Source organism: Streptomyces sp. NPDC104202, assembly GCF_055584185.1.
The window spans coordinates 73,838-92,890 of the sequence record NZ_JBVJMN010000002.1; the positions used below are offsets into that span (position 1 = coordinate 73,838).

At 73.9% G+C, this 19,053-nt stretch carries 17 protein-coding genes; 3 read left to right on the forward strand and 14 right to left on the reverse strand.

Annotation, left to right across the window (positions count from 1 at the left end; all coding sequences use genetic code 11):
- Positions 1-144: 144 nt before the first annotated feature.
- The 7 genes from pheT to infC form a co-directional block, all read right to left on the reverse strand.
- Complete coding sequence (pheT, locus tag ACZ60W_RS01675; RefSeq protein ID WP_469753330.1) at positions 145-2,673, reverse strand: phenylalanine--tRNA ligase subunit beta; 2,529 nt, start codon at positions 2,671-2,673, stop codon at positions 145-147.
- Entirely contained in the window at positions 2,673-3,812 is a 1,140-nt protein-coding gene (pheS, locus tag ACZ60W_RS01680) for a phenylalanine--tRNA ligase subunit alpha (RefSeq protein ID WP_469753331.1), read from the reverse strand. Before pheS ends, pheT begins: the two co-directional genes overlap by 1 nt.
- 156 nt (positions 3,813-3,968) lie before the next feature.
- Positions 3,969-5,111, reverse strand: coding sequence for a sensor histidine kinase (locus ACZ60W_RS01685; protein WP_469753332.1), 1,143 nt, complete (start codon positions 5,109-5,111; stop codon positions 3,969-3,971).
- A gap of 81 nt (positions 5,112-5,192) precedes the next feature.
- Positions 5,193-6,032 carry a TrmH family RNA methyltransferase gene (locus ACZ60W_RS01690; protein ID WP_469753333.1) on the reverse strand — a complete coding sequence of 280 codons (840 nt, stop codon included), beginning with the start codon at positions 6,030-6,032 and terminating at the stop codon, positions 5,193-5,195.
- A 136-nt stretch (positions 6,033-6,168) separates the two neighbouring features.
- On the reverse strand, positions 6,169-6,555 hold the full coding sequence (gene rplT / locus ACZ60W_RS01695; RefSeq protein WP_017241732.1) for a 50S ribosomal protein L20: 387 nt from the start codon (positions 6,553-6,555) through the stop codon (positions 6,169-6,171).
- A gap of 105 nt (positions 6,556-6,660) precedes the next feature.
- Positions 6,661-6,855, reverse strand: a complete 195-nt coding sequence (rpmI, locus tag ACZ60W_RS01700) for a 50S ribosomal protein L35 (RefSeq protein ID WP_015032399.1) — start codon at positions 6,853-6,855, stop codon at positions 6,661-6,663.
- A 124-nt stretch (positions 6,856-6,979) separates the two neighbouring features.
- Positions 6,980-7,705 (reverse strand): translation initiation factor IF-3, encoded by a 726-nt coding sequence (gene infC / locus ACZ60W_RS01705; RefSeq protein WP_469753334.1) that lies wholly within the window; start codon positions 7,703-7,705, stop codon positions 6,980-6,982.
- Positions 7,706-8,015: 310 nt separating this feature from the next.
- Between infC and ACZ60W_RS01710 the strand changes: the two genes are divergently transcribed.
- Positions 8,016-8,393 carry a DUF1844 domain-containing protein gene (locus tag ACZ60W_RS01710; protein ID WP_384885322.1) on the forward strand — a complete coding sequence of 126 codons (378 nt, stop codon included), beginning with the start codon at positions 8,016-8,018 and terminating at the stop codon, positions 8,391-8,393.
- Here ACZ60W_RS01710 and ACZ60W_RS01715 read toward each other — a convergent pair.
- The 3 genes from ACZ60W_RS01715 to ACZ60W_RS01725 all read right to left on the reverse strand — a co-directional run bounded on the left by ACZ60W_RS01715 (position 8,390) and on the right by ACZ60W_RS01725 (position 11,833).
- On the reverse strand, positions 8,390-9,154 hold the full coding sequence (locus tag ACZ60W_RS01715) for an SseB family protein (RefSeq protein WP_469753335.1): 765 nt from the start codon (positions 9,152-9,154) through the stop codon (positions 8,390-8,392). The genes ACZ60W_RS01710 and ACZ60W_RS01715 overlap by 4 nt on opposite strands.
- An 85-nt stretch (positions 9,155-9,239) precedes the next feature.
- Positions 9,240-10,421, reverse strand: a complete 1,182-nt coding sequence (mycP, locus tag ACZ60W_RS01720; RefSeq protein ID WP_469753336.1) for a type VII secretion-associated serine protease mycosin — start codon at positions 10,419-10,421, stop codon at positions 9,240-9,242.
- The gene (locus ACZ60W_RS01725) at positions 10,418-11,833 is read right to left on the reverse strand and encodes a hypothetical protein (protein ID WP_469753337.1); all 1,416 of its coding nucleotides are present in this window, start codon (positions 11,831-11,833) and stop codon (positions 10,418-10,420) included. The genes mycP and ACZ60W_RS01725 overlap by 4 nt, the downstream gene beginning before the upstream one ends.
- Before the next feature lie 110 nt (positions 11,834-11,943).
- On the opposite strand from ACZ60W_RS01725, the gene ACZ60W_RS01730 reads away from it, so the two are divergent.
- The gene (locus tag ACZ60W_RS01730) at positions 11,944-13,146 is read left to right on the forward strand and encodes an amino acid deaminase/aldolase (protein WP_469753338.1); all 1,203 of its coding nucleotides are present in this window, start codon (positions 11,944-11,946) and stop codon (positions 13,144-13,146) included.
- A 37-nt stretch (positions 13,147-13,183) separates the two neighbouring features.
- Here the strand turns inward: ACZ60W_RS01730 and ACZ60W_RS01735 are convergent, their stop codons facing one another.
- The 4 genes from ACZ60W_RS01735 to ACZ60W_RS01750 form a co-directional block, all read right to left on the reverse strand.
- Positions 13,184-14,449: a haloacid dehalogenase-like hydrolase gene (locus ACZ60W_RS01735; protein WP_469753339.1), complete on the reverse strand. Its 1,266-nt coding sequence runs from the start codon at positions 14,447-14,449 to the stop codon at positions 13,184-13,186.
- Between the two features lie 166 nt (positions 14,450-14,615).
- Complete coding sequence (locus tag ACZ60W_RS01740; RefSeq protein ID WP_469753340.1) at positions 14,616-15,404, reverse strand: 3-oxoacyl-ACP reductase; 789 nt, start codon at positions 15,402-15,404, stop codon at positions 14,616-14,618.
- A gap of 6 nt (positions 15,405-15,410) precedes the next feature.
- Positions 15,411-16,766, reverse strand: coding sequence for an aldehyde dehydrogenase family protein (locus ACZ60W_RS01745; protein WP_469753341.1), 1,356 nt, complete (start codon positions 16,764-16,766; stop codon positions 15,411-15,413).
- 10 nt (positions 16,767-16,776) lie between these two features.
- Positions 16,777-18,141, reverse strand: a complete 1,365-nt coding sequence (locus tag ACZ60W_RS01750) for a glutamine synthetase family protein (RefSeq protein ID WP_469753342.1) — start codon at positions 18,139-18,141, stop codon at positions 16,777-16,779.
- A gap of 89 nt (positions 18,142-18,230) precedes the next feature.
- On the opposite strand from ACZ60W_RS01750, the gene ACZ60W_RS01755 reads away from it, so the two are divergent.
- Entirely contained in the window at positions 18,231-18,959 is a 729-nt protein-coding gene (locus tag ACZ60W_RS01755; protein ID WP_469753343.1) for a FadR/GntR family transcriptional regulator, read from the forward strand.
- Positions 18,960-19,053: the final 94 nt, after the last annotated feature.

Consider the following 19,053-nt stretch of genomic DNA (forward strand, 5'->3'; position numbering starts at 1 on the left):
GCCTCCCCCCGCCAGGGGTCCGCCACGCGGACAGCAGGACGAGCCCCGCTCAGGAGTACGCCGCGCGCGGGCGCACTCCCCCACACACGACGGAGGGCCGCCCCGGGGATTCCGGGGCGGCCCTCCTGGGGTCGTGCGGGTGCGTCAGGCGCCGCGGAGGACGGCCCCGGTGCGCTCGGACGCCAGGGCGACGGCCGCGTCGCGGGCCGCGCTGGCCTCGTCGACGGTGAGGGTGCGGTCCGTGGCGCGGAACTTCAGCGCGTACGCCAGGGACTTGTGGCCCTCGCCGAGCTGGTCGCCCGTGTAGACGTCGAAGAGCCGGACGGACTCCAGGAGTTCGCCCGCGCCCTCGCGCAGGGCGGCCTCGACGTCGGCGGCCGGGACCTCGCCGGCGACGACGAGGGCGACGTCCTGGGTGGCCACCGGGAAGGAGGAGATGCGGGGAGCCCGCAGGGGGCCCTCGTTGGCCTGCTCCAGGAGGTCCAGGTCGATCTCCATCGCACAGCTGCGGGCCGGAAGGCCGAACGCCTTCACCACCCGCGGGTGGAGCTCGCCGGCGTGGCCGACGAGGACCTTCTCGCCCGCCACCTCGACGTGGAACGCGGCGCAGCGGCCCGGGTGCCACGGGGCGTGGCGGTCGGCGCTGACGATCAGCTCCACACCGGCCTCGGCGGCCACCGTGCGGCCGGCCTCGACGGCGTCCGCCCAGTCGGACGGACGGCCCTTGCCCCACCAGCCGGCCTGCTCGCGCGCCCCGGCGAGGACGACGGCGACGCGCCGCGGCTGCCTGGGCAGCACCGCGTTGACGCCGGCGATCTCCTCGTCGGTGGGACGCCGGTCGACGGGCAGGCGGACGGCGACGCCGGGCTCGCCCTCCGGCCGGAAGACGAGACCGGTCTCGAAGAGCGCCAGGTCGTGGCTGCCGCGGCTGTCGTTGCGGCGGAGCGCGCCGAGCAGGCCCGGGAGCAGCGTCGTACGGAGCGCGGGCTCCTCGTCGGAGAGCGGGTTGACCAGGGTGACGAGCCGGCGGCGGTCGTCGTCCGCGTCCAGGCCGAGCTGGTCGAGCGCCTGCTCGCCGATGAACGGGTAGTTCAGCGCCTCGACGTACCCGGCGCCGGCCAGGGCGCGGCCCACGCGGCGGTGGGTGCGCTGGCGCTCGGTGAGGCCGCGGCCGGCCGGGGGCTTGGGCAGCGTGGAGGGCAGGTTCTCGTAGCCCTCCAGCCGGATGACCTCCTCGGCGAGGTCGTTCGGCTCGCCCAGGTCGGGGCGCCACGACGGCACGGTGACGACGAGCTCGTCCTGGCCGTAGACGTCGCAGCCGACCTCCTGGAGGCGGCGGACGACGGTCTCGCGGCCGTAGTCGACGCCCGCGATCCGGTCGGGGTGGTTCGCCGGCATCGCGATCGTGCGCGGCGCGGACGGCGCGCTGATCTCGGTGACGCCGGCCTCGGCGGTGCCGCCCGCGAGGAGCACGAGCAGGTCGACGGTGCGCTGGGCGGCAGCGGCGGCGGCCTGCGGGTCCACGCCCCGCTCGAAGCGCTTGGACGCCTCGGAGGAGAGCTTGTGGCGGCGGGCCGTGCGGGCGATCGAGATCGCGTCGAAGTGCGCGGCCTCGATGACGACCTCGGTGGAGCCGGACACGACGCCGGTCTCGGGGTCGGTCACCGGGTCGGCGATCTCCGTGTTGGCACCGCCCATGACGCCCGCGAGGCCGATCGGGCCGCGGTTGTCGGTGATGACCAGGTCCTCGGCGTCGAGCACGCGCACGGTGCCGTCGAGGGTGGTGATCTTCTCGCCGGCCTCGGCGCGGCGGACCCCGATGGGCCCGTCGATCCGGGTGCGGTCGTAGGCGTGCAGCGGCTGGCCGAGCTCCAGCATCACGTAGTTGGTGATGTCCACGGCGAGCGAGATCGGGCGCATGCCGGCCTTCTGCAGGCGGCGGCGGAGCCAGATCGGGCTGCGGGCCTCGGGGTCGAGACCGACGACCGTGCGCGCGGTGAAGCGGTCGCAGCCGATCGGGTCGCCGATCCGGACCGGGTAGCCGTAGGAGTTCGGCGCGGGCACGTCGAGGAGCGCCGGGTCGCGCAGCGGCAGGCCGTAGGCGGTGGCGGTCTCGCGGGCGACGCCGCGCAGCGAGAGGCAGTAGCCGCGGTCCGGGGTGACGGCGATGTCGAGGACCTCGTCGAACAGCTCCAGGAGGACCGTGGCGTCGATGCCGACCTCGTGCTCCGGCGGCAGCACGATGATGCCGTGCGTGCCGTCGTCGCCCATGCCGAGCTCGTCGCCGGAGCAGATCATGCCCCGGGAGACGCGGCCGTACGTCTTGCGCTCGGCGATCCGGAAGTCACCGGGGAGCACGGCGCCGGGCAGGGCCACGACGACCTTGTCGCCCTCGGCGAAGTTCCGCGCGCCGCAGATGATCTCCTGGGGCTCGCCGGTGCCGTTGGCCTGGCCGACGTCGACGGTGCAGAAGCGGATGGGCTTCTTGAACTCCGTCAGCTCCTCGATCGTGAGGACCTTGCCGACCACCAGCGGGCCGGTCAGGCCGGCGCCGAGCTGCTCGACGGCCTCGACCTCGAGGCCGGCCGAGATGAGCTTGGCCTGGACGTCGCGGCCGGTCGCCGTGGCCGGCAGGTCGACGTACTCCCGCAGCCAAGAAAGCGGGACCCGCATCAGATCTCCATCCCGAACGGCCGGGTGAACCGGACGTCACCCTCGACCATGTCTCGCATGTCGTCGACGTTGTGGCGGAACATCAGCATCCGCTCGATTCCGAACCCGAAGGCGAAGCCGCTGTACTTCTCGGGGTCCACACCGCAGGCGACGAGCACCTTCGGGTTGACCATGCCGCAGCCGCCGAGCTCGATCCAGCCCTCGCTGCCGCAGGTGCGGCAGGGACGGTCCGGGTTGCCGACGGACTCGCCGCGGCAGACGTAGCAGAGCATGTCCATCTCTGCGGACGGCTCGGTGAAGGGGAAGAAGTTCGGGCGGAGCCGGGTCTTCATGTCCGGGCCGAAAAGCGCCTGGACCATGTGGTCCAGGGTGCCCTTGAGGTCGGCCATGGTCAGGCCCTCGTCGACGGCGAGCAGCTCGATCTGGTGGAAGACCGGGGTGTGCGTGGCGTCGAGCTCGTCGGTGCGGTAGACGCGGCCGGGGCACACGACGTAGACCGGGGGCTCCCGGTCGATGAGGGTGCGGGCCTGGACCGGCGAGGTGTGCGTACGGAGCACGACGCCGGACTCGTCGCCCGAGGTGGCCTTTCCGTCGGCGGTGGTGCCGCGGACGAAGAAGGTGTCCTGCATCTGGCGCGCCGGGTGGTCCGGCACGAAGTTCAGGGCGTCGAAGTTGAACCACTCCGCCTCGACCTCGGGGCCCTCGGCGACCTCGTACCCCATGGAGACGAAGACGTCGGAGACGCGCTCCATGAGGGTGGTCAGCGGGTGACGGGCGCCGGCCGGGACGCGGTCGTACGGCAGGGTGACGTCGACGGCCTCCTCGACGAGGACGCGGGCGTCCCGCTCGGCCTCCAGCTCGGTCTGGCGGGCGGCGAGCGCCTTGGAGACGGCGCCGCGGGCCTGGCCCACGAGCTTTCCGGCGGCGGCCTTGGCCTGCGGCGGCAGGGCGCCGATCTCCCGGTTGGCGAGCGCCAGCGGCGAGGTGCCACCGGTGTGCGCGGTCTTCGCCTGCGCGAGCGCGTCGAGGTCGCCCGCGGCGGCGAAGGCGGCGAGCGCCTCGTCCCGCATGCGCTCGATCTCTTCCGGTTTCAGTGCCTCGACCTCAACCGGGTCGTACGACTTATTGGGTGCGGACATCTCTTCCCGTGCTTCCGTTGGCTGGCTGGGCGGCCCCGCTCGACGTCAAGGGCGCAAACGTGCCAAAGGTCGAGTCTAACGGGGCGGGGGGACGCGCATGAGCCCGTGGGCAGGCCGGGCGGCTCCTGATCTCTTCCGGTCTCGTCAGATGAGACGTCAGAGGAGATGGGCCGGGGTGCCGACGGGCAGGATAAATCGGAACTCGGCCCCGCCGCGGGGGCCCCGTCCGACGGTGATGGTGCCGCCGTGGGCCTCGACGACGCCCTTGACGATGTAGAGGCCGAGTCCGGTGCCGCCGCGCTTGCTGCCCCGCCAGAAGCGGGTGAAGACGCGGTTCATGGACGCCTCGGGGATGCCGGGGCCCTCGTCGCTCACGGTGACCTCCGTCCCCTCATCTCCGTCCTCTCCCGCCGTGGCGGGTGCCACCTCGATGGTGACGGTTCCGTCCCCGTGGCGCACCGCATTTTCGAGGAGGTTGCCGAGGATCTGGTCGATCTTGTCGGGGTCGGCCCAGAGCGCGGGCACCCCGGGCCGGATCCGGACGAAGAAGCGGTCCGGGGGCTGGCCGCCGGTGATGTGGACCTGGATGTGCCGGCCGATCGCGGCGGCGAGGTCGACGGGCTGGCGGCGCACCTCCAGGCGGCCGGAGTCGATCCGGGAGATGTCGAGGAGTTCGGCGATGAGCCGCTTGATGCGGCCGGCGTCGGCGTCGACGGTCTCCAGCATGAGCCGCTTCTGCTCGTCGGTGAACCGCTCCCACTTGTCGAGGAGGGTGGCGGTGAAGCCCTTCACCGAGGTGAGCGGGGAGCGCAGCTCGTGGGCGACGGTGGCGATGAGCTCGGCGTGGCTGCGCTCGGTGCGGCGGCGGGCGTCGGTGCCGCGCAGCGAGACCACGACGCGGCGGACCGGCCCGGTGGGGTGGTCGCGGACGTAGCGGGCGGAGACGAGGACCTCGCGGCCGCCGGGGAGCAGCAGGTTCCGCTCGGGCTGGCCGCGGCGGATGGCGAGGCCGCCGTACGGGTCGGTGAGCGCCCACCAGCGGCGTCCCTTGAGGTCCTCCAGGGGGAGCGCCTCGTCGAGCGGGAGCCCGAGGGCGCGGCCGCCGGGGACGGCGGTGATGCGGCTGGCGGCGGCGTTGAAACAGACGACGCGGCCGGTCTCGTCGGCGACGACGAGACCGTCGGGCAGGTCGTCGGGGCCGAGGCCGGCCAGTCCGCCGGCGGGAGCGGCTCCGGGCGGCTCCGGGGCGTGCGGCGCGGCGCTCCGTGCCTGTGCGGGACTGTCCGTGCCGACCGTCATCCCCGTACCCCACCCCTCCGTGTAGCGCAGTGGGCCCCCGAGTGCGTCACTCTACTGGGCGAGGGAGGCGGAATGGACCCTTCAGGAGGAGGTTCGGGGGCGCTGGGCGCGCGCGGAGGCGTAGAGGCAGACCGCGGCGGCGGTGGCGAGGTTGAGGCTCTCGGCCTTGCCGTGGATCGGGACGCGGACGACGGCGTCGGCGAGCGCCCGGGTCTCCTCCGGCAGCCCCCACGCCTCGTTGCCGAAGATCCATGCGGTGGGACCGCCCATGGTGCCGGCGTCGAGTTCGTCGTCCAGGTCGTCCTGGCCCGCCCCGTCGGCGGCGAGGATCCGCACGCCCGCGCCCTTCAGTCCGGCGACGGCCTGTTCGACGGGGACGCCGACGGCCACGGGGAGGTGGAAGAGGGAACCGACGGAGGCCCGCACGGACTTGGGGTTGTAGAGGTCGACGGAGGCGTCCGTGAGGACGACGGCGTCGGCGCCGGCCGCGTCGGCGCAGCGCAGCACGGTGCCGGCGTTCCCCGGGTCGCGCACGTGGGCGAGGACGGCGACGAGCTTGGGCCGGGCCGCGATGATCTCCTCGAAGGGTGAGTCGAGGAAGCGGCAGACGCCGACGAGGCCCTGCGGGGTGACGGTCTGGGAGACCTCGGCGAGGACGGCGTCGGAGGCGTGGTGGACGCGGGCGCCGGCGGCGCGGGCCGCGTCGACGATCGGGGCGTAGCGCTCGGCGGCCTCGACGGTGGTGAAGAGCTCGACGAGGGTCGGCTCGCCGGTGGAGCCCCGGTGCTCGACGGCCTCGCGGACGGCCTGCGGGCCCTCGGCGATGAAGAGGCGGTCCTTGCCCCGGAAGTTGCGCTTGGCGAGCCGTCGGGCGGCGACGACGCGCGGGGAACGCGGGGAGATCAGCTCGGGGGTGACCATGGGGTGCGGCGGTTCTCTCTTCGGGACCGGGGGCTTCGGGGACCGGGAGCGCCGGTTCCCCCAGGGGGTGAAGCACCCGGACCCGCAGGCGCGTGCGCGCCTGCGGGTCCGGGCAGAAGTACTGCGGCCTGGAAGATCAGGCGGCGGCCTTCGGGGCGTTGACGTCGGCCGGGAGGGCCTTCTGCGCGACCTCGACCAGCGCGGCGAACGCGTTGATGTCGTTGACGGCCAGCTCGGCGAGGATCTTGCGGTCCACCTCGATGTTGGCGGCCTTCAGACCCTGGATGAGGCGGTTGTACGTCATGCCGTTCTGGCGGGCAGCGGCGTTGATGCGCTGGATCCACAGCTGACGGAAGTCGCCCTTGCGCTTCTTGCGGTCGTTGTAGTTGTAGACCAGCGAGTGGGTGACCTGCTCCTTGGCCTTGCGGTACAGGCGCGAACGCTGACCGCGGTAGCCGGAGGCCGCCTCGAGAATCGCCCGGCGCTTCTTGTGGGCGTTGACTGCCCGCTTGACGCGTGCCACTTTTAACTCCTTGTAGCGGGGTCGTGGTGGTCCTCACACGACCCGAAAAACGAATGGATCCCGGTCTCAGCCGGATGCCCCCGTCGCCGAGGGCGGGAGATCAACTCAGATGCCCAGCATCTTCTTGATCTTGGCGGCGTCACCCGGGGCCATCTCGGCGTTGCCGGTGAGGCGACGCGTCAGCTTGGACGACTTGTGCTCGAGCAGGTGGCGCTTGCCGGCGCGCTCGCGCAGGATCTTGCCGGAGCCGGTGACCTTGAAGCGCTTCTTGGCACCGGAGTGCGTCTTGTTCTTCGGCATCGCGCCGTATCTCCTCGTCAGTGGCGCTCCCGCCCGGTGCGGACACCGGACAACCGGGAGCGTCAGTTCTTCGTGTGGTGGTTCCGGGCGGGGCCCCGGGCTGCCTGGGTGGCAGCCCGACGGGTCACGCCTCGGGGGTCTCGGCCGGAGCCTCGGCCTCGGCGACCGGAGCCTCGGCGGCCGGGGCCGCGGGCGCCTCGTCGGAGGTCGCACCCTGGCGCTCGGCCTTGCGTGCGGCCTGGGCCTCACGCGCCTCGGCCATGGCCTCGGTCTTCTTCTTGTGCGGGCCGAGAACCATGATCATGTTCCGGCCGTCCTGCTTCGGGTTGGACTCGATGAAGCCAAGCTCCTCGACGTCCGACGCCAGCCGCTGAAGCAGCCGGAAACCGAGCTCGGGGCGGGACTGCTCACGACCACGGAACATGATCGTGATCTTGACCTTGTCGCCCTGCTTGAGGAACCGGACGACGTGACCCTTCTTGGTGTCGTAGTCGTGCGGGTCGATCTTCGGCCGGAGCTTCATCTCCTTGATGACCGTGTGCGCCTGGTTCTTGCGCGCCTCACGGGCCTTCATGGCCGACTCGTACTTGAACTTCCCGTAGTCCATGAGCTTGCACACGGGCGGACGGGCGTTCGCCGCGACCTCGACCAGGTCAAGGTCGTACTCCTGTGCGAGCTCCAGGGCCTTGGCAAGCGGAACAATCCCGACCTGCTCGCCGCTGGGTCCGACAAGTCGCACCTCGGGAACGCGAATCCTGTCGTTGATGCGGGGCTCGGCGCTGATGGATCCTCCTCGGTAGCACCACGCGACCGCCTGGCGGACGGACGCGCACTGTCTGTTTCTGACCAACCGAGCCGGAACGTGAAAAACGCCCCGGACGGGACACAGGCGGGGCTCCACGGAAATACCGGAGCACCGCCGCGGTCAACCGCGGGGCGCAACATCGGGCGGCTCCATCGTCCGTACGGAACGATGGGCGCCACCTGACCGGTGACCCGCCACCCGTGAGGGCGGTCAGGTGGGAGTACGGAGCCTCCACTTGTGGGCCGGGCACACAGGTGTCCGGCCGGTCGTTACACAAGGTTAGCAGGACCCGTCCCCATACGCGAACGCGGGCGCGGCGGCGGGGAGGCGCCCCGGGCGGCTTATCGTGTGGGGCATGAGCGAGACGCCCCAGAACGAGTCCGCGGACTCCCCCGAAACCCCCGACTTCGAATCCATGACCCGTGACATCGCGGAGGTCCCGGCGGTCGAGGTGATCGTGACCGTCGCCGTCAACCTGATGAGCGCCGCCGCGGTGAAGCTCGGGCTCACCGAGGAGGGCGACAAGCACAAGGACCTCGACGAGGCGCGCAAGCTGGTGCACGCGCTCGCGGGCCTGCTGGACGCCGGCGCGACGGAGGTCTCCTCCTTCCACGCCGCTCCCCTGCGGGACGGCCTGAAGTCCCTCCAGCTCGCCTTCCGCGAGGCCTCCCTGATCCCGGACGAGCCGGGCCAGGGTCCGGGCGAGAAGTACACCGGACCGGTGTACGGCTAGGAACCGACCGCGTCCCGGGGAGTCTCCCCCGGTCGCCTGACGTAGAAGGGCTCGCCCGGAGGGGTGGCCGAGGCCGGCAGCAGTGCCAGGTCGAGGCCCCGCACCAGGCGGGCCCTCAGTGTCTCGTCGGCCGCCAGGGCGCGGGCCACGCGCCCGGCGGTCTCCGCCGGGGAGCCGTCCTCGGCGAGGACCAGCGCGAGGGTGCCGTCGGCGGTCCCGGGACCGAGATGGGCCCGGAGCACCGCGGGCTCGGCGGCGACGGCGGCGCGCACCGCCTCGACCACGGCCGGGTCGTCCAGCGGGTCGGCGCTGGAGCGCCCCTCGGCGAGGGCGAGCAGCAGCGGGCCCGTCAGCTGGTAGGGCACCGGGCCGGCGAGGTCGAGGACGAGGGTGTCCGCCTTCTCGTGCGCGGCCGCCTGGAGCGCCTGGTGGAGCGGGACGGCGACGGGCCGGGCCCCGGGGTCCCACAGCGCGAGCGAGGCGATCGAGGTGAAGGCGGGCAGGGCCCGCCGGTCACCGGCCGTCAGCGTGGGGACCGCCATGTCGCTGGTCTTCTCGCGGCGCAGGCCGTTCTCGTCGGTCTCGACCTCGCCGAGCACGGCGACCACGGGGACGAGCAGCCGGGCGCCCCTGAGGGCGTCGAGGACCGGGCCGTGCGCGGTCCTGTCCTCCGCCCAGGCGGCGAGGGCCGCCGCCAGCCGCGGGTCGGCGGTGCCGTCGTCGTCGGAGAAACCGGGGTCCGGGATGTTCTTGAGCGCCACGCGTCGAGCCTAACCGGCGGGCCGGGACGCGCGGTCCGCCGGGTCCTCGGGCGCGCGCCGTCGTGCCGCCGGGCCGGGCCGGGCCTCAGAAGGTACGGCGGGAGCGGCGGAGGACGACGGCGGTCAGCAGGAGCAGGGCGCCCAGGCCGCCGGCCGCGGGGGCGAGCAGCCCGAAGGAGCGTTCCTCCTCCGCCGCGGGGACCGGACCGGGACCGAAGTGGCTGCCGCGGAAGCCGGCGACGGCGTTCTTGGGGTCGCCCGCCTTCAGCCGCGCGCCCGCCTCGATCGCGGCGGCCGGGTCGACGGTCCCGTACCCCTTGGCGTCACTGCGGCCGCCCTTCGGCCTGCTGCGGGCGGTGTCGATGAGGAGCCGCTTGATCTGGGCGGGGGTGAGGTCGGGGTGCGCGGACCGGACGAGGGCGACCGCGCCGGAGACGAACGCCGCGGCGGCGCTGGTCCCCCAGCCCTCGTAGTAGCGGCGGTCGGGGTCCGCGATGACGATGTCGACGCCCGGGGCGCTGACGGTGGCGTACCAGCGGCGGGTGGAGAAGGAGGCGTGGGTGCCGAAGCGGTCGACGGCGGTGACCGCGATGACGCCGGGGTAGGCGGCGGGGTAGGAGACGTGGTCGCCCTTCTCGCCGCCGTTACCGGCGGAGGCGACCACGGAGACGCCCTTGGCCAGGGCGTACTGCACCGCGGCGTCCTCGCCCGCGTCGGGGTGGGCCGACTCGGAGTCGTCGCCGAGGGAGAGGTTGATGACGTCGGCGCCGTGGTCGGCGGCCCAGCGGATGCCCTCGGCGAGGGCGGTGCCGCGGCTCTTGCGGGCCTTGTCGCGGGCCTTGTCGGTGCTTTCGAGGATGACCCGCACGGGCAGGATCCTCACGTCGGGCGCGATGCCGAGCACGCCGTCCCCGCCGTCGGGGCCGTGGCCGTGCCCGGCGATGATGCCGGCCATGGCGGTGCCGTGCCGGGCCCAGGCGCGGTCGCCCCGGGCGGCGCCGAAGCCGATGAGGTCGTGGCCGGGCAGGACCGAGCCCTCCAGGTCCGGGTGGCTGGCGTCGACCCCCGTGTCGAGGACGGCGACGGTGATCCCGTCGCCCTTGGTGGTCCGCCACGCCTCGGCGGTGTGGAGCGCCTCCGGGCCCCACTGGCGGGCCCGGATGGTGTCGGCGTACGCCGGAGGCGTCGTCGCCGGCAGCACGGCGATGCCGGCGGCGAGCAGGGCGGCCGCGGCGCCGCGCGTCCGGCGGCGGGAGGGCGGGGTCACCGGTCGTTCTCCTTCGCCGCCGCGACGGCGGTCGTGCGCAGCAGCGACGCGAACCCCTTCGCGATGCCGCGGGCCTCGTGCCCGAGGCCGGACTGGGCGACGGGGTCGGTGCGGCCGGGTCCGGCGGCCTGGTCGGCCGGGATCGGCTTCTCGACGGGCCGGCCGTCGGCGAAGCCGGAGACCGCGGTGACGACGACCGGCAGGTCGGCGGGGGCGGTCAGCCACCAGCTCGCGCGCTGCCCGGCGCCGAACCGGGCCGCGACGGTGCCGGGTCCGGACAGCGCGGGCGGCACGTCCTGTCCGCCGAGGCGGGTGGCGACCTCGCGGCCGAGCCGCCCCTGCGCGGTCACGTCGGCCCGGGTGAAGACGAGGCCGACGGTGATGACGCTGCTGGACGTCGCGTCGGTGTAGGTGGCGCGCAGGACGCGCTCGCAGCCGAGCGGCTTCACGGCGGCCAGCAGGCCCTTGCCGAGCGCGGCGGGCGAGCAGGCCGCGTCCGGCGCGACGACGACCCTGGTCCAGGTGCGCGCCGCCGAGCCGGGACCGGCGCCCGGTCCCGCGACGGTGCGCGGGAACAGCGTGTCCACCGGCGCGTCGTGCCAGAGCTCCTTGGCCTCCGCGTACCCGGCCGGTTCGGCGGGCGCACCGGGCTCCGCCGCCGCCAGCCACACGCCGGCCAGTGCGCCGCCGATGAGGCCCAGGCCCAGCACGGCGCACGCCGCGGCGGCCACCGTCCGGCCGGTCCCGCGCTCCCGCACGGGCCGCAGCCGCGTGGTCGTCTCCACCGGCGCCTCGGGCGGCAACGCCCCGGGCATGCCGGGGCCGTGGGCCCGCGCCGGGGCGGCGAGGGCCGCGAGGAGGGGTACGGACGCGGGCCGGGGCGGGGCGGCGGGGCGGCCGGCGGTCGCGGCCCGCCCGTCGCGGAGCGCGCCGGTGCCGGACGCGCGGCGCGGGTCGGGGTCCGTGGCGCGGATGGCCCGCAGGCGGGTGGTCGTCTCCACGGGCGGCGCGAGGGGCGCGGGGGCCTCGGCGGGCCGCTCGGGCCGCGCGGGCACGGTGGGGACCCGGCCGGCGGGCGTGGCGGGGGCTGGGCGGGAGCCGACGGGTGCCGGAGCAGTGGGGGCGGCGGCGAAGCCCGCGGGAGGGGCGGCGGGGGCCGGCGTCCGACCGGTGGAGACGGAGCCCGCGGGAGGGGCGGCGGGGGTCGGCGTCCGGCCGGCGGAGGCGGCGGGACCGGTCGGCGGGGCCGGGCTCGCGGGTACGGCCGGGACCGGGACGGCCGGCGCGGCAGCGACGGGGGCGGCCTCGGGCGCGGCGGGCGCGGACGCGGTCGGGGCGGGGCCGGGAGGGGGGCCGCCGGGGAGGAGCGCGTCGGTGATGCGGGACGAGACGGGGCGGTGCTCGGCGGTCATGCCCGTCCCCCCTGCTCGTGTCGACAATGGCCGTCACTCTACGGGCTGTTCCCCACCGCACGGGAACTCAGGGGCTACCCACCCGTAAACCTGTCTGGCAAGCTCGGGCCATGACTCCGCGCGCCGCCGACCGGGCCCGTTACGACCGGGCCACCGCTGAACTCGACGCGCCCGTGGCGATCGTCGATCTGGAGGCCTTCGACGCCAACGCGGCGGACCTGGTGCGCCGCGCCGGGGGCAAGCCGGTGCGGGTGGCGAGCAAGTCCGTGCGCTGCCGGGCCCTGCTGGAGCGGGTGCTGGCGCGGGAGGGCTTCGCGGGCATCATGTCCTTCACCCTCGACGAGTCGCTGTGGCTGGCCCGGGCCGGGTTCGAGGACGTGCTCCTCGCGTATCCCTCGGCCGACCGCGCGGGCTTCGGTGAGCTGGCCCGGGACCCGAAGCTGGCGGCGGCCGTGACCGTGATGGTCGACGACGTGGCGCAGCTCGACCTGATCGACGCGGCGCGGGCGGGCGGCACGGAGGAGGTCCGGGTCTGCCTGGAGCTGGACACGGCGCTGAGCCTGCTGGGCGGCCGGATACGGGTCGGCGCGCGCCGCTCCCCGCTGCGCGAGCCCGCCGAGCTGGCCGAGCTGGCCCGTTCGGTGGCGCGCCGCCCGGGGTTCCGGCTGGTCGGGATCATGGCGTACGAGGGTCATGTGGCGGGGGTCGGCGACGCGGTCGCGGGCCGGCCGCTGCGGTCGCGGGCGATCCGGCTGATGCAGGCGGCCGCGCGCCGGGAGCTGGCGGAGCGCCGGGCGGCGGTGGTGCGGGCCGTGCGGGCGGTGGCGCCGGACCTGGAGTTCGTGAACGGCGGGGGCACCGGCAGCGTGCAGCACACGGCCGCCGAGGACGCGGTGACCGAGATCGCCGCGGGCTCGGGGCTGTTCGTGCCGCGTCTCTTCGACAACTACACGTCCTTCAGCGGGCGTCCGGCCGCGCTGTTCGCGCAGCCGGTGGTCCGCCGGCCCGGTGTGGGCGTGGTGACGGTCCTCGGCGGCGGGTATCCGGCGTCGGGCGCCGCGGGCCCGGACCGGCTGCCGGTCCCGTACCTGCCGGAGGGACTGCGCTACGACCCCCAGGAGGGTCCCGGCGAGGTACAGACCCCGCTGCTCGGCTCCCCCGCCGACGATCTGCGGATCGGTGACAAGGTGTGGTTCCGGCACGCGAAGGCCGGCGAGCTGTGCGAGCGGTTCGACAGCCTGCACCTCGTGGAGGGCGACCGGATCACGGCGACCGTGCCGACCTACCGGGGCGAGGGACGCACCTTCCTCTGAGGGCGGCCCGTCCCTTCCCGGTCTCGCGCCGCCCGCGCTAGAAGACCGTGTCGCGCTGGTCCGGGACGACGGTGCCGTCGGGGCGGCGGACGGGCTGCGCGGTGCCGTCGGCGGCCGTGTAGCCGGTGGTGGCACAGGGGTAGGGGGTCGTCTTCTGCTTCTTGGGCTCGATGAACATCGGGTTGACGATCCAGCGGCCGTCCCCGTTCTCGTACGCCCGGCACATGAGTTCGCTCTTGTTGCGGTTGAGGACCAGGCGCAGGCCGGTCGCGTCGCGCAGGAACGAGATGTCGGTGTCGGAGTCGCCGGCGGCGAACACCTGGCGGCGGGCGGCGGGCTGGACGCGTTCGGCGGCGGGGCCGCGGACGCCGAAGATCTCCTGGTTGATCCAGCAGCGCTTGCCGTCGATGTAGGTGATCATCGTGTCCTCGCCGTCCCGCACCGTTCCGCAGCCCTTGAGGTGGCTGGTGAGGCGGCCGTGCTCGGTGGTGTTGCGGATGCCGAGGGTGTGGGAGGGGTCGACGCCGACGCCCCCGGCCCAGACGTCGACGACGGGCTCGGGCGAGGCGGAGACCACCCAGACGTCGAAGCCGGCGGCCTTGAGGGTGCGGATCAGGTCGCGCTGCTGCTCGTAGTAGCGGACCCAGCCCGTGACCTGGGCGGTGCCGACCCGCTGGGTGGCGCCCTGGGGCGCGGCGAGGTTCTCGGCGCGGGCGGCGGCGGCGAAGGACTCGGCCTCGCGGGTGGTCCAGCCGTGCAGGAGCTGGGCGAGCCAGGCGTACTGGGGCTCCGTGCGGCGGCGGTCGTGACCCGCGAAGGCGGCCTCACCCGCGGTGGTGGTGCCGGAGCCGTAGACGGAGAGCAGTTCGTCGGCGCAGCGGGCGTCGGTGGACGTGGGGAGGGTGCGGACCCCGGTGGGGCAGGCGGCGCCGAGGGCGGCCGCGGCCTCGAACGTGAGGTGGCGGCTGGTGGTGGACCAGTCGCCGCCGCGCGGCGGGCGGACGCGGTCGTGGCGCAGGAGCCAGTGGAAGGTGGCGTCGCCGACGTCGTTCTTGACGACGGTGTTGTCCCAGTCGAAGACGGCGACGGGCTTGCGGCCGGTTCTCGCGCGGTCGTCGCAGTGGTCGGCGACGAGGGCGTCGAGGCGGGCCTCGTTGTCGCCGTACCAGCCGTCGGAGACGGTGAGGGTGGGGCAGGGGCGGGGCTTCGGGGGCTTCGCCTGGGCGGGTCCGGCGGAGGCGAGACCGGTCGCGGCGAGGACGAGCGCGGCGGCGGCCGCGGAGGTGCGGAGTCGGTGGTTCATGATCACTCTCCTGTCTGTACGCGGAACAGCCGGGCGCCTTGCGACGCCCGGCTGTCGGGTGGGGGGAGCGGGGGTGAACTTCCGGGGTCCGTGGCCCCCTAGGGCCTGTCGTCGCCTTCCCCTCTGCCCCGCGACCCGGGCAACGAGGGGATGGTGACGACAGGTCCTAGAGCGGGGTCACGTACGCGCCGGAGATGCCGCCGTCGACGAGGAAGTCGCTGGCGTTGACGAAGGAGGAGTCGTCGCTCGCGAGGAAGGCGACGGCGGCGGCGATCTCCTCGGCCTCGGCGAAGCGGCCGACGGGGATGTGGACGAGGCGGCGGGCGGCGCGCTCGGGGTCCTTGGCGAACAGCTCCTGGAGGAGCGGGGTGTTGACCGGGCCCGGGCAGAGGGCGTTGACGCGGATGCCCTCGCGGGCGAACTGGACGCCCAGTTCGCGGGACATCGCGAGGACGCCGCCCTTGGACGCGGTGTACGAGATCTGGCTGGTGGCGGCGCCCATGAGGGCGACGAAGGAGGCGGTGTTGATGATGGAGCCCTTGCCCTGGCGGCGCATGTAGGGCAGGGCCGCCTTGCAGCACAGGTACACCGAGGTGAGGTTGACGTCCTGGACGCGCTTCCACGCCTCCAGGCCGGTCTCCAGGATGGAGTCGTCGTCGGGGGGCGAGATGCCGGCGTTGTTGAAGGAGATGTCGACGGAGCCGTAGGTCTCGAAGGCGGTCCTGAACAGGGCCTCGACCTGCTCGGGGTCGGTGACGTCGACCTGGACGAACGTGCCGCCGACCTCCTCTGCCGCGGCCTTGCCGGCGGTCTCGTCGATGTCCCCGCAGACGACGCGGGCGCCCTCGGAGGCGAGACGGCGGGCGGTGGCGAGGCCGATGCCGCTGCCGGCCCCGGTGATGACGGCGGTACGGCCGACCAGGCGGCGGCAGACGTTCTCTTCGGTGCTGGTCATGGTGGGTCAGGCCTCCGTGCTGAGGAAGACGTTCTTGGTTTCGGTGAAGGCGGTCAGGGCGTCAGGGCCGAGTTCACGGCCGAGGCCGGACTGGCGGTAGCCGCCGAAGGGGGTCGAGTAGCGCACGCTGGAGTGCGAGTTGACCGAGAGGTTGCCGGCGCGGACGGCGCGGGAGACCCGCAGGGCGCGGCCGACGTCCCGGGTCCACAGGGAGCCGGAGAGGCCGTACTCGGTGGCGTTGGCGAGGCGGACCGCGTCGGCCTCGTCGTCGAAGGGGAGGACGACGGCGACGGGGCCGAAGACCTCCTCGACGGCGCAGGGGGCGTCCTCGGCGATGCCGGTGAGGACGGTCGGCGGGAACCAGAAGCCCGGGCCCTCGGGGGCCTTGCCGCGGATGCCGGGGAGGTCGTCCGGCACGTAGGAGCGGACACGGTCGAGCTGGGCGCGGGAGATGAGCGGGCCCATCTGGGTGCGCGCGTCGGCGGGGTCGCCGACGACGATCTCCTCGATGGCGGGGGCGAGGAGTTCCAGGAAGCGGTCGTGGACGTCGCGCTGGACGAGGATGCGGGTGCGGGCGCAGCAGTCCTGGCCGCTGTTGTCGAGGAAGGACATCGGGGCGGCCGCGGCGGCCGCCTCGACGTCGGCGTCGGCGAAGACGATGTTGGGGCTCTTGCCGCCGAGTTCGAGGGTGACCCGCTTCACCTGGCCGGCGCACTTGGCCATGATCGCCTTGCCGACCCGGGTGGAACCGGTGAAGACGATCTTGGCGACGCCGGGGTGCTCGACGAGGGCGTCGCCCGCGACCGGCCCGGTGCCGGGGAGGACCTGGAAGAGCCCTTCGGGCAGGCCGGCCTCCAGGGCCAGTTCGGCGAGGCGGAGGGCGGTGAGGGGGGTCGTCTCGGCGGGCTTGAGGATCACGGCGTTGCCGGCGGCGAGGGCGGGTGCGGTGGCCCACGCGGCGATGGGCATGGGGAAGTTCCAGGGGGCGATGACGCCGACGACCCCGAGCGGTTCGAGGATCGTGATGTCGAGGCCGCCGGCCACCGGGATCTGCCGGCCGTTGAGGCGTTCCACTCCCCCGGCGGCGTAGTCGAGGAGGTCGCGGACGTTGCCGGCCTCCCAGCGGGCGTTGCCGAGGGTGTGCCCGGCCTCGGTGACCTCCAGGCGGGCGAGTTCCTCGACGTGGTCGTCCACGGTGGCGGCGAAGCGGCGGAGCAGCCGGGCGCGGTCGGCGGGCGCGGCGGCGGCCCAGCCGCGCTGGGCGGCGGTGGCGCGGGTCACGGCCGCGTCGACGTCGGCCGGCGTGGCGGCGGGGACGGTGGCGACCGGCTCCTCGGTCGCCGGGTTCAGTACCTGGAGCAACTCTGTCCTCTCAGTGGCGTTCGAAGGAGCGGCGCAGCTCCCAGTCGGTCACCGCGGCGTCGTAGGCGTCGAGTTCGACGCGGGCCATGTTGCGGTAGTGGGCGACGACCTCGGCGCCGAAGGCGGCCTTGGCGATCTCGCTGGTCTCCCAGAGTTCCGCGGCCTCGCGCAGGGTGGTGGGGACGTGCGCGTACTCGCCGGTGTAGGCGTTCCCGGTGCAGGGCGGGGGGAGTTCGAGGCGCTGCTCGATGCCGTGGAGGCCGGCGGCGACCAGGCCGGCGACGGCGAGGTAGGGGTTGACGTCGCCGCCGGGGAGGCGGTTCTCGAAGCGGGTGGAACGGCCGTGGCCGACGACCCGGAGCGAGCAGGTGCGGTTGTCGTGTCCCCAGGCGACGGCGGTGGGCGCGAAGGAGCCGGGCTGGAACCGCTTGTAGGAGTTGATGTTGGGGGCGTAGAGGAGGGAGAAGTCGCGGAGCGCGGCGAGCTGTCCGGCGAGGAAGTGCCGCATCGTCCCGGACATCCCGTGCGGGTCGTCGCCGGCCATCACGTTCTCCCCGTCGGCGTTCTGGAGGGAGAGGTGGATGTGGCAGGAGTTGCCCTCGCGCTCGTTGTACTTCGCCATGAAGGTGAGCGAGACGCCTTCCTGGGAGGCGATCTCCTTGGCGCCCGTCTTGTAGACGGTGTGCTGGTCGCAGGTGACGAGTGCTTCGTCGTACTTGAAGGCGATCTCGTGCTGGCCGGGGTTGCACTCGCCCTTGGCGGACTCGACGGTGAGCCCGGCGCCGGTCATCTCGTTGCGGATGCGGCGCAGGAGGGGCTCGATGCGGCCGGTGCCCAGGACGGAGTAGTCGATGTTGTACTGGTTGGCGGGGGTGAGGCCGCGGTAGTTCGCGTCCCACGCCTCCTCGTAGCTGTCCCGGAAGACGATGAACTCGAGCTCGGTGCCGACGTGGGCGGTGAGGCCGAGGCCGGCGAGGCGCTCCAGCTGGCGGCGGAGGATCTGCCGGGGCGCGGCGACGACCGGGGTGCCGTCGCCCCAGGCGAGGTCGGCCGTCACCATGGCGGTGGCCTCGTTCCAGGGGAGGCGCCGGAGGGTGGTGAGGTCGGGGTGCATGGCGAAGTCGCCGTAGCCGCGGTCCCAGGAGGACATCTCGTAGCCGTCGACGGTGTTCATGTCGGTGTCGACTGCCAGAAGATAGTTGCAGCCCTCGGTGCCGTGGCCGAGGACCTCGTCCAGGAAAAACGGGGCGGCGAACCGTTTGCCCTGGAGCCGTCCCTGCATGTCGGGGAAGGCCAGGACGACGGTGTCGATCTCGCCGCTCCCGACGAGGGCGCGGAGCTCCTCGACGGTGAGCGGGGGTGTGCGGACTGCCACGGGATTGCTCCTCCTTCGGCCTGCCGGAAGCCATAAGGTATTGCCGAAGACCATTGCTTGGGAAGTGCTGGAGGAAGGGAAACGAGAACGTGGCCAGGACGAGTGAACCGGCGGACCGGCTGACGCCCGTGCTGCGGCCGGTGCGGGCGGGCAACGGGTTCGAGGAGGCGCTGGAGCAGATCCTCCAGGTCGTGCGGCTCGGACTGGTGCCCGGCGGCGAGCGGCTGCCCGCCGAGCGGGAGCTGGCCGACCGGATGGGGATCAGCCGGGTCACGCTGCGCGAGGTGCTCAAGGTCCTCCAGGAGCAGGGGCTCGTGGAGTCCCGCCGCGGCCGGTACGGCGGGACGTTCGTGCGGCCCCGCGTCCAGACGGCGGACGAGGACGAGCTGCGCCGCCGGATCGCCACGGTCGACATGGAGGACACCCTGCGCTTCCGTGAGGTCCTGGAGGTGGGCGCGGCCGGGCTCTGCGCGGCCCACGGTCTCGACGCGGCCGGCGCCGAGCGGCTGCGGACGGCCGTGGCGGCCACCCGGGACGCCCCGCTGGCCGATTACCGCCGTCAGGACACCCTGCTGCACCTCACGCTCGCCGAGCTGTCCGGCTCGCCGACGCTGACCGCCCAGTACGCCGCCGTCCGGGCGACCGTGAACGACCTCCTGGACTGCATCCCCCTGCTCGTCCGCAATCTGGAGCACTCCCAGCACCAGCACACCGCGCTGGTCGAGGCGGTGCTCGACGGGGACGCGGACGCGGCGCGCGAGGTGATGCGGGAGCACTGCGCGGGGACCGCGGCACTGCTGCGCGGCTTCCTGACGTGAGGGCCCGGCCCGGCGGGGGCGTAACCCGAAAGTAACGCACGGGGGTTGCGCTTCCCGTCGGCCACCGCAAAGGTATGGCTCCAATCCATTGGGC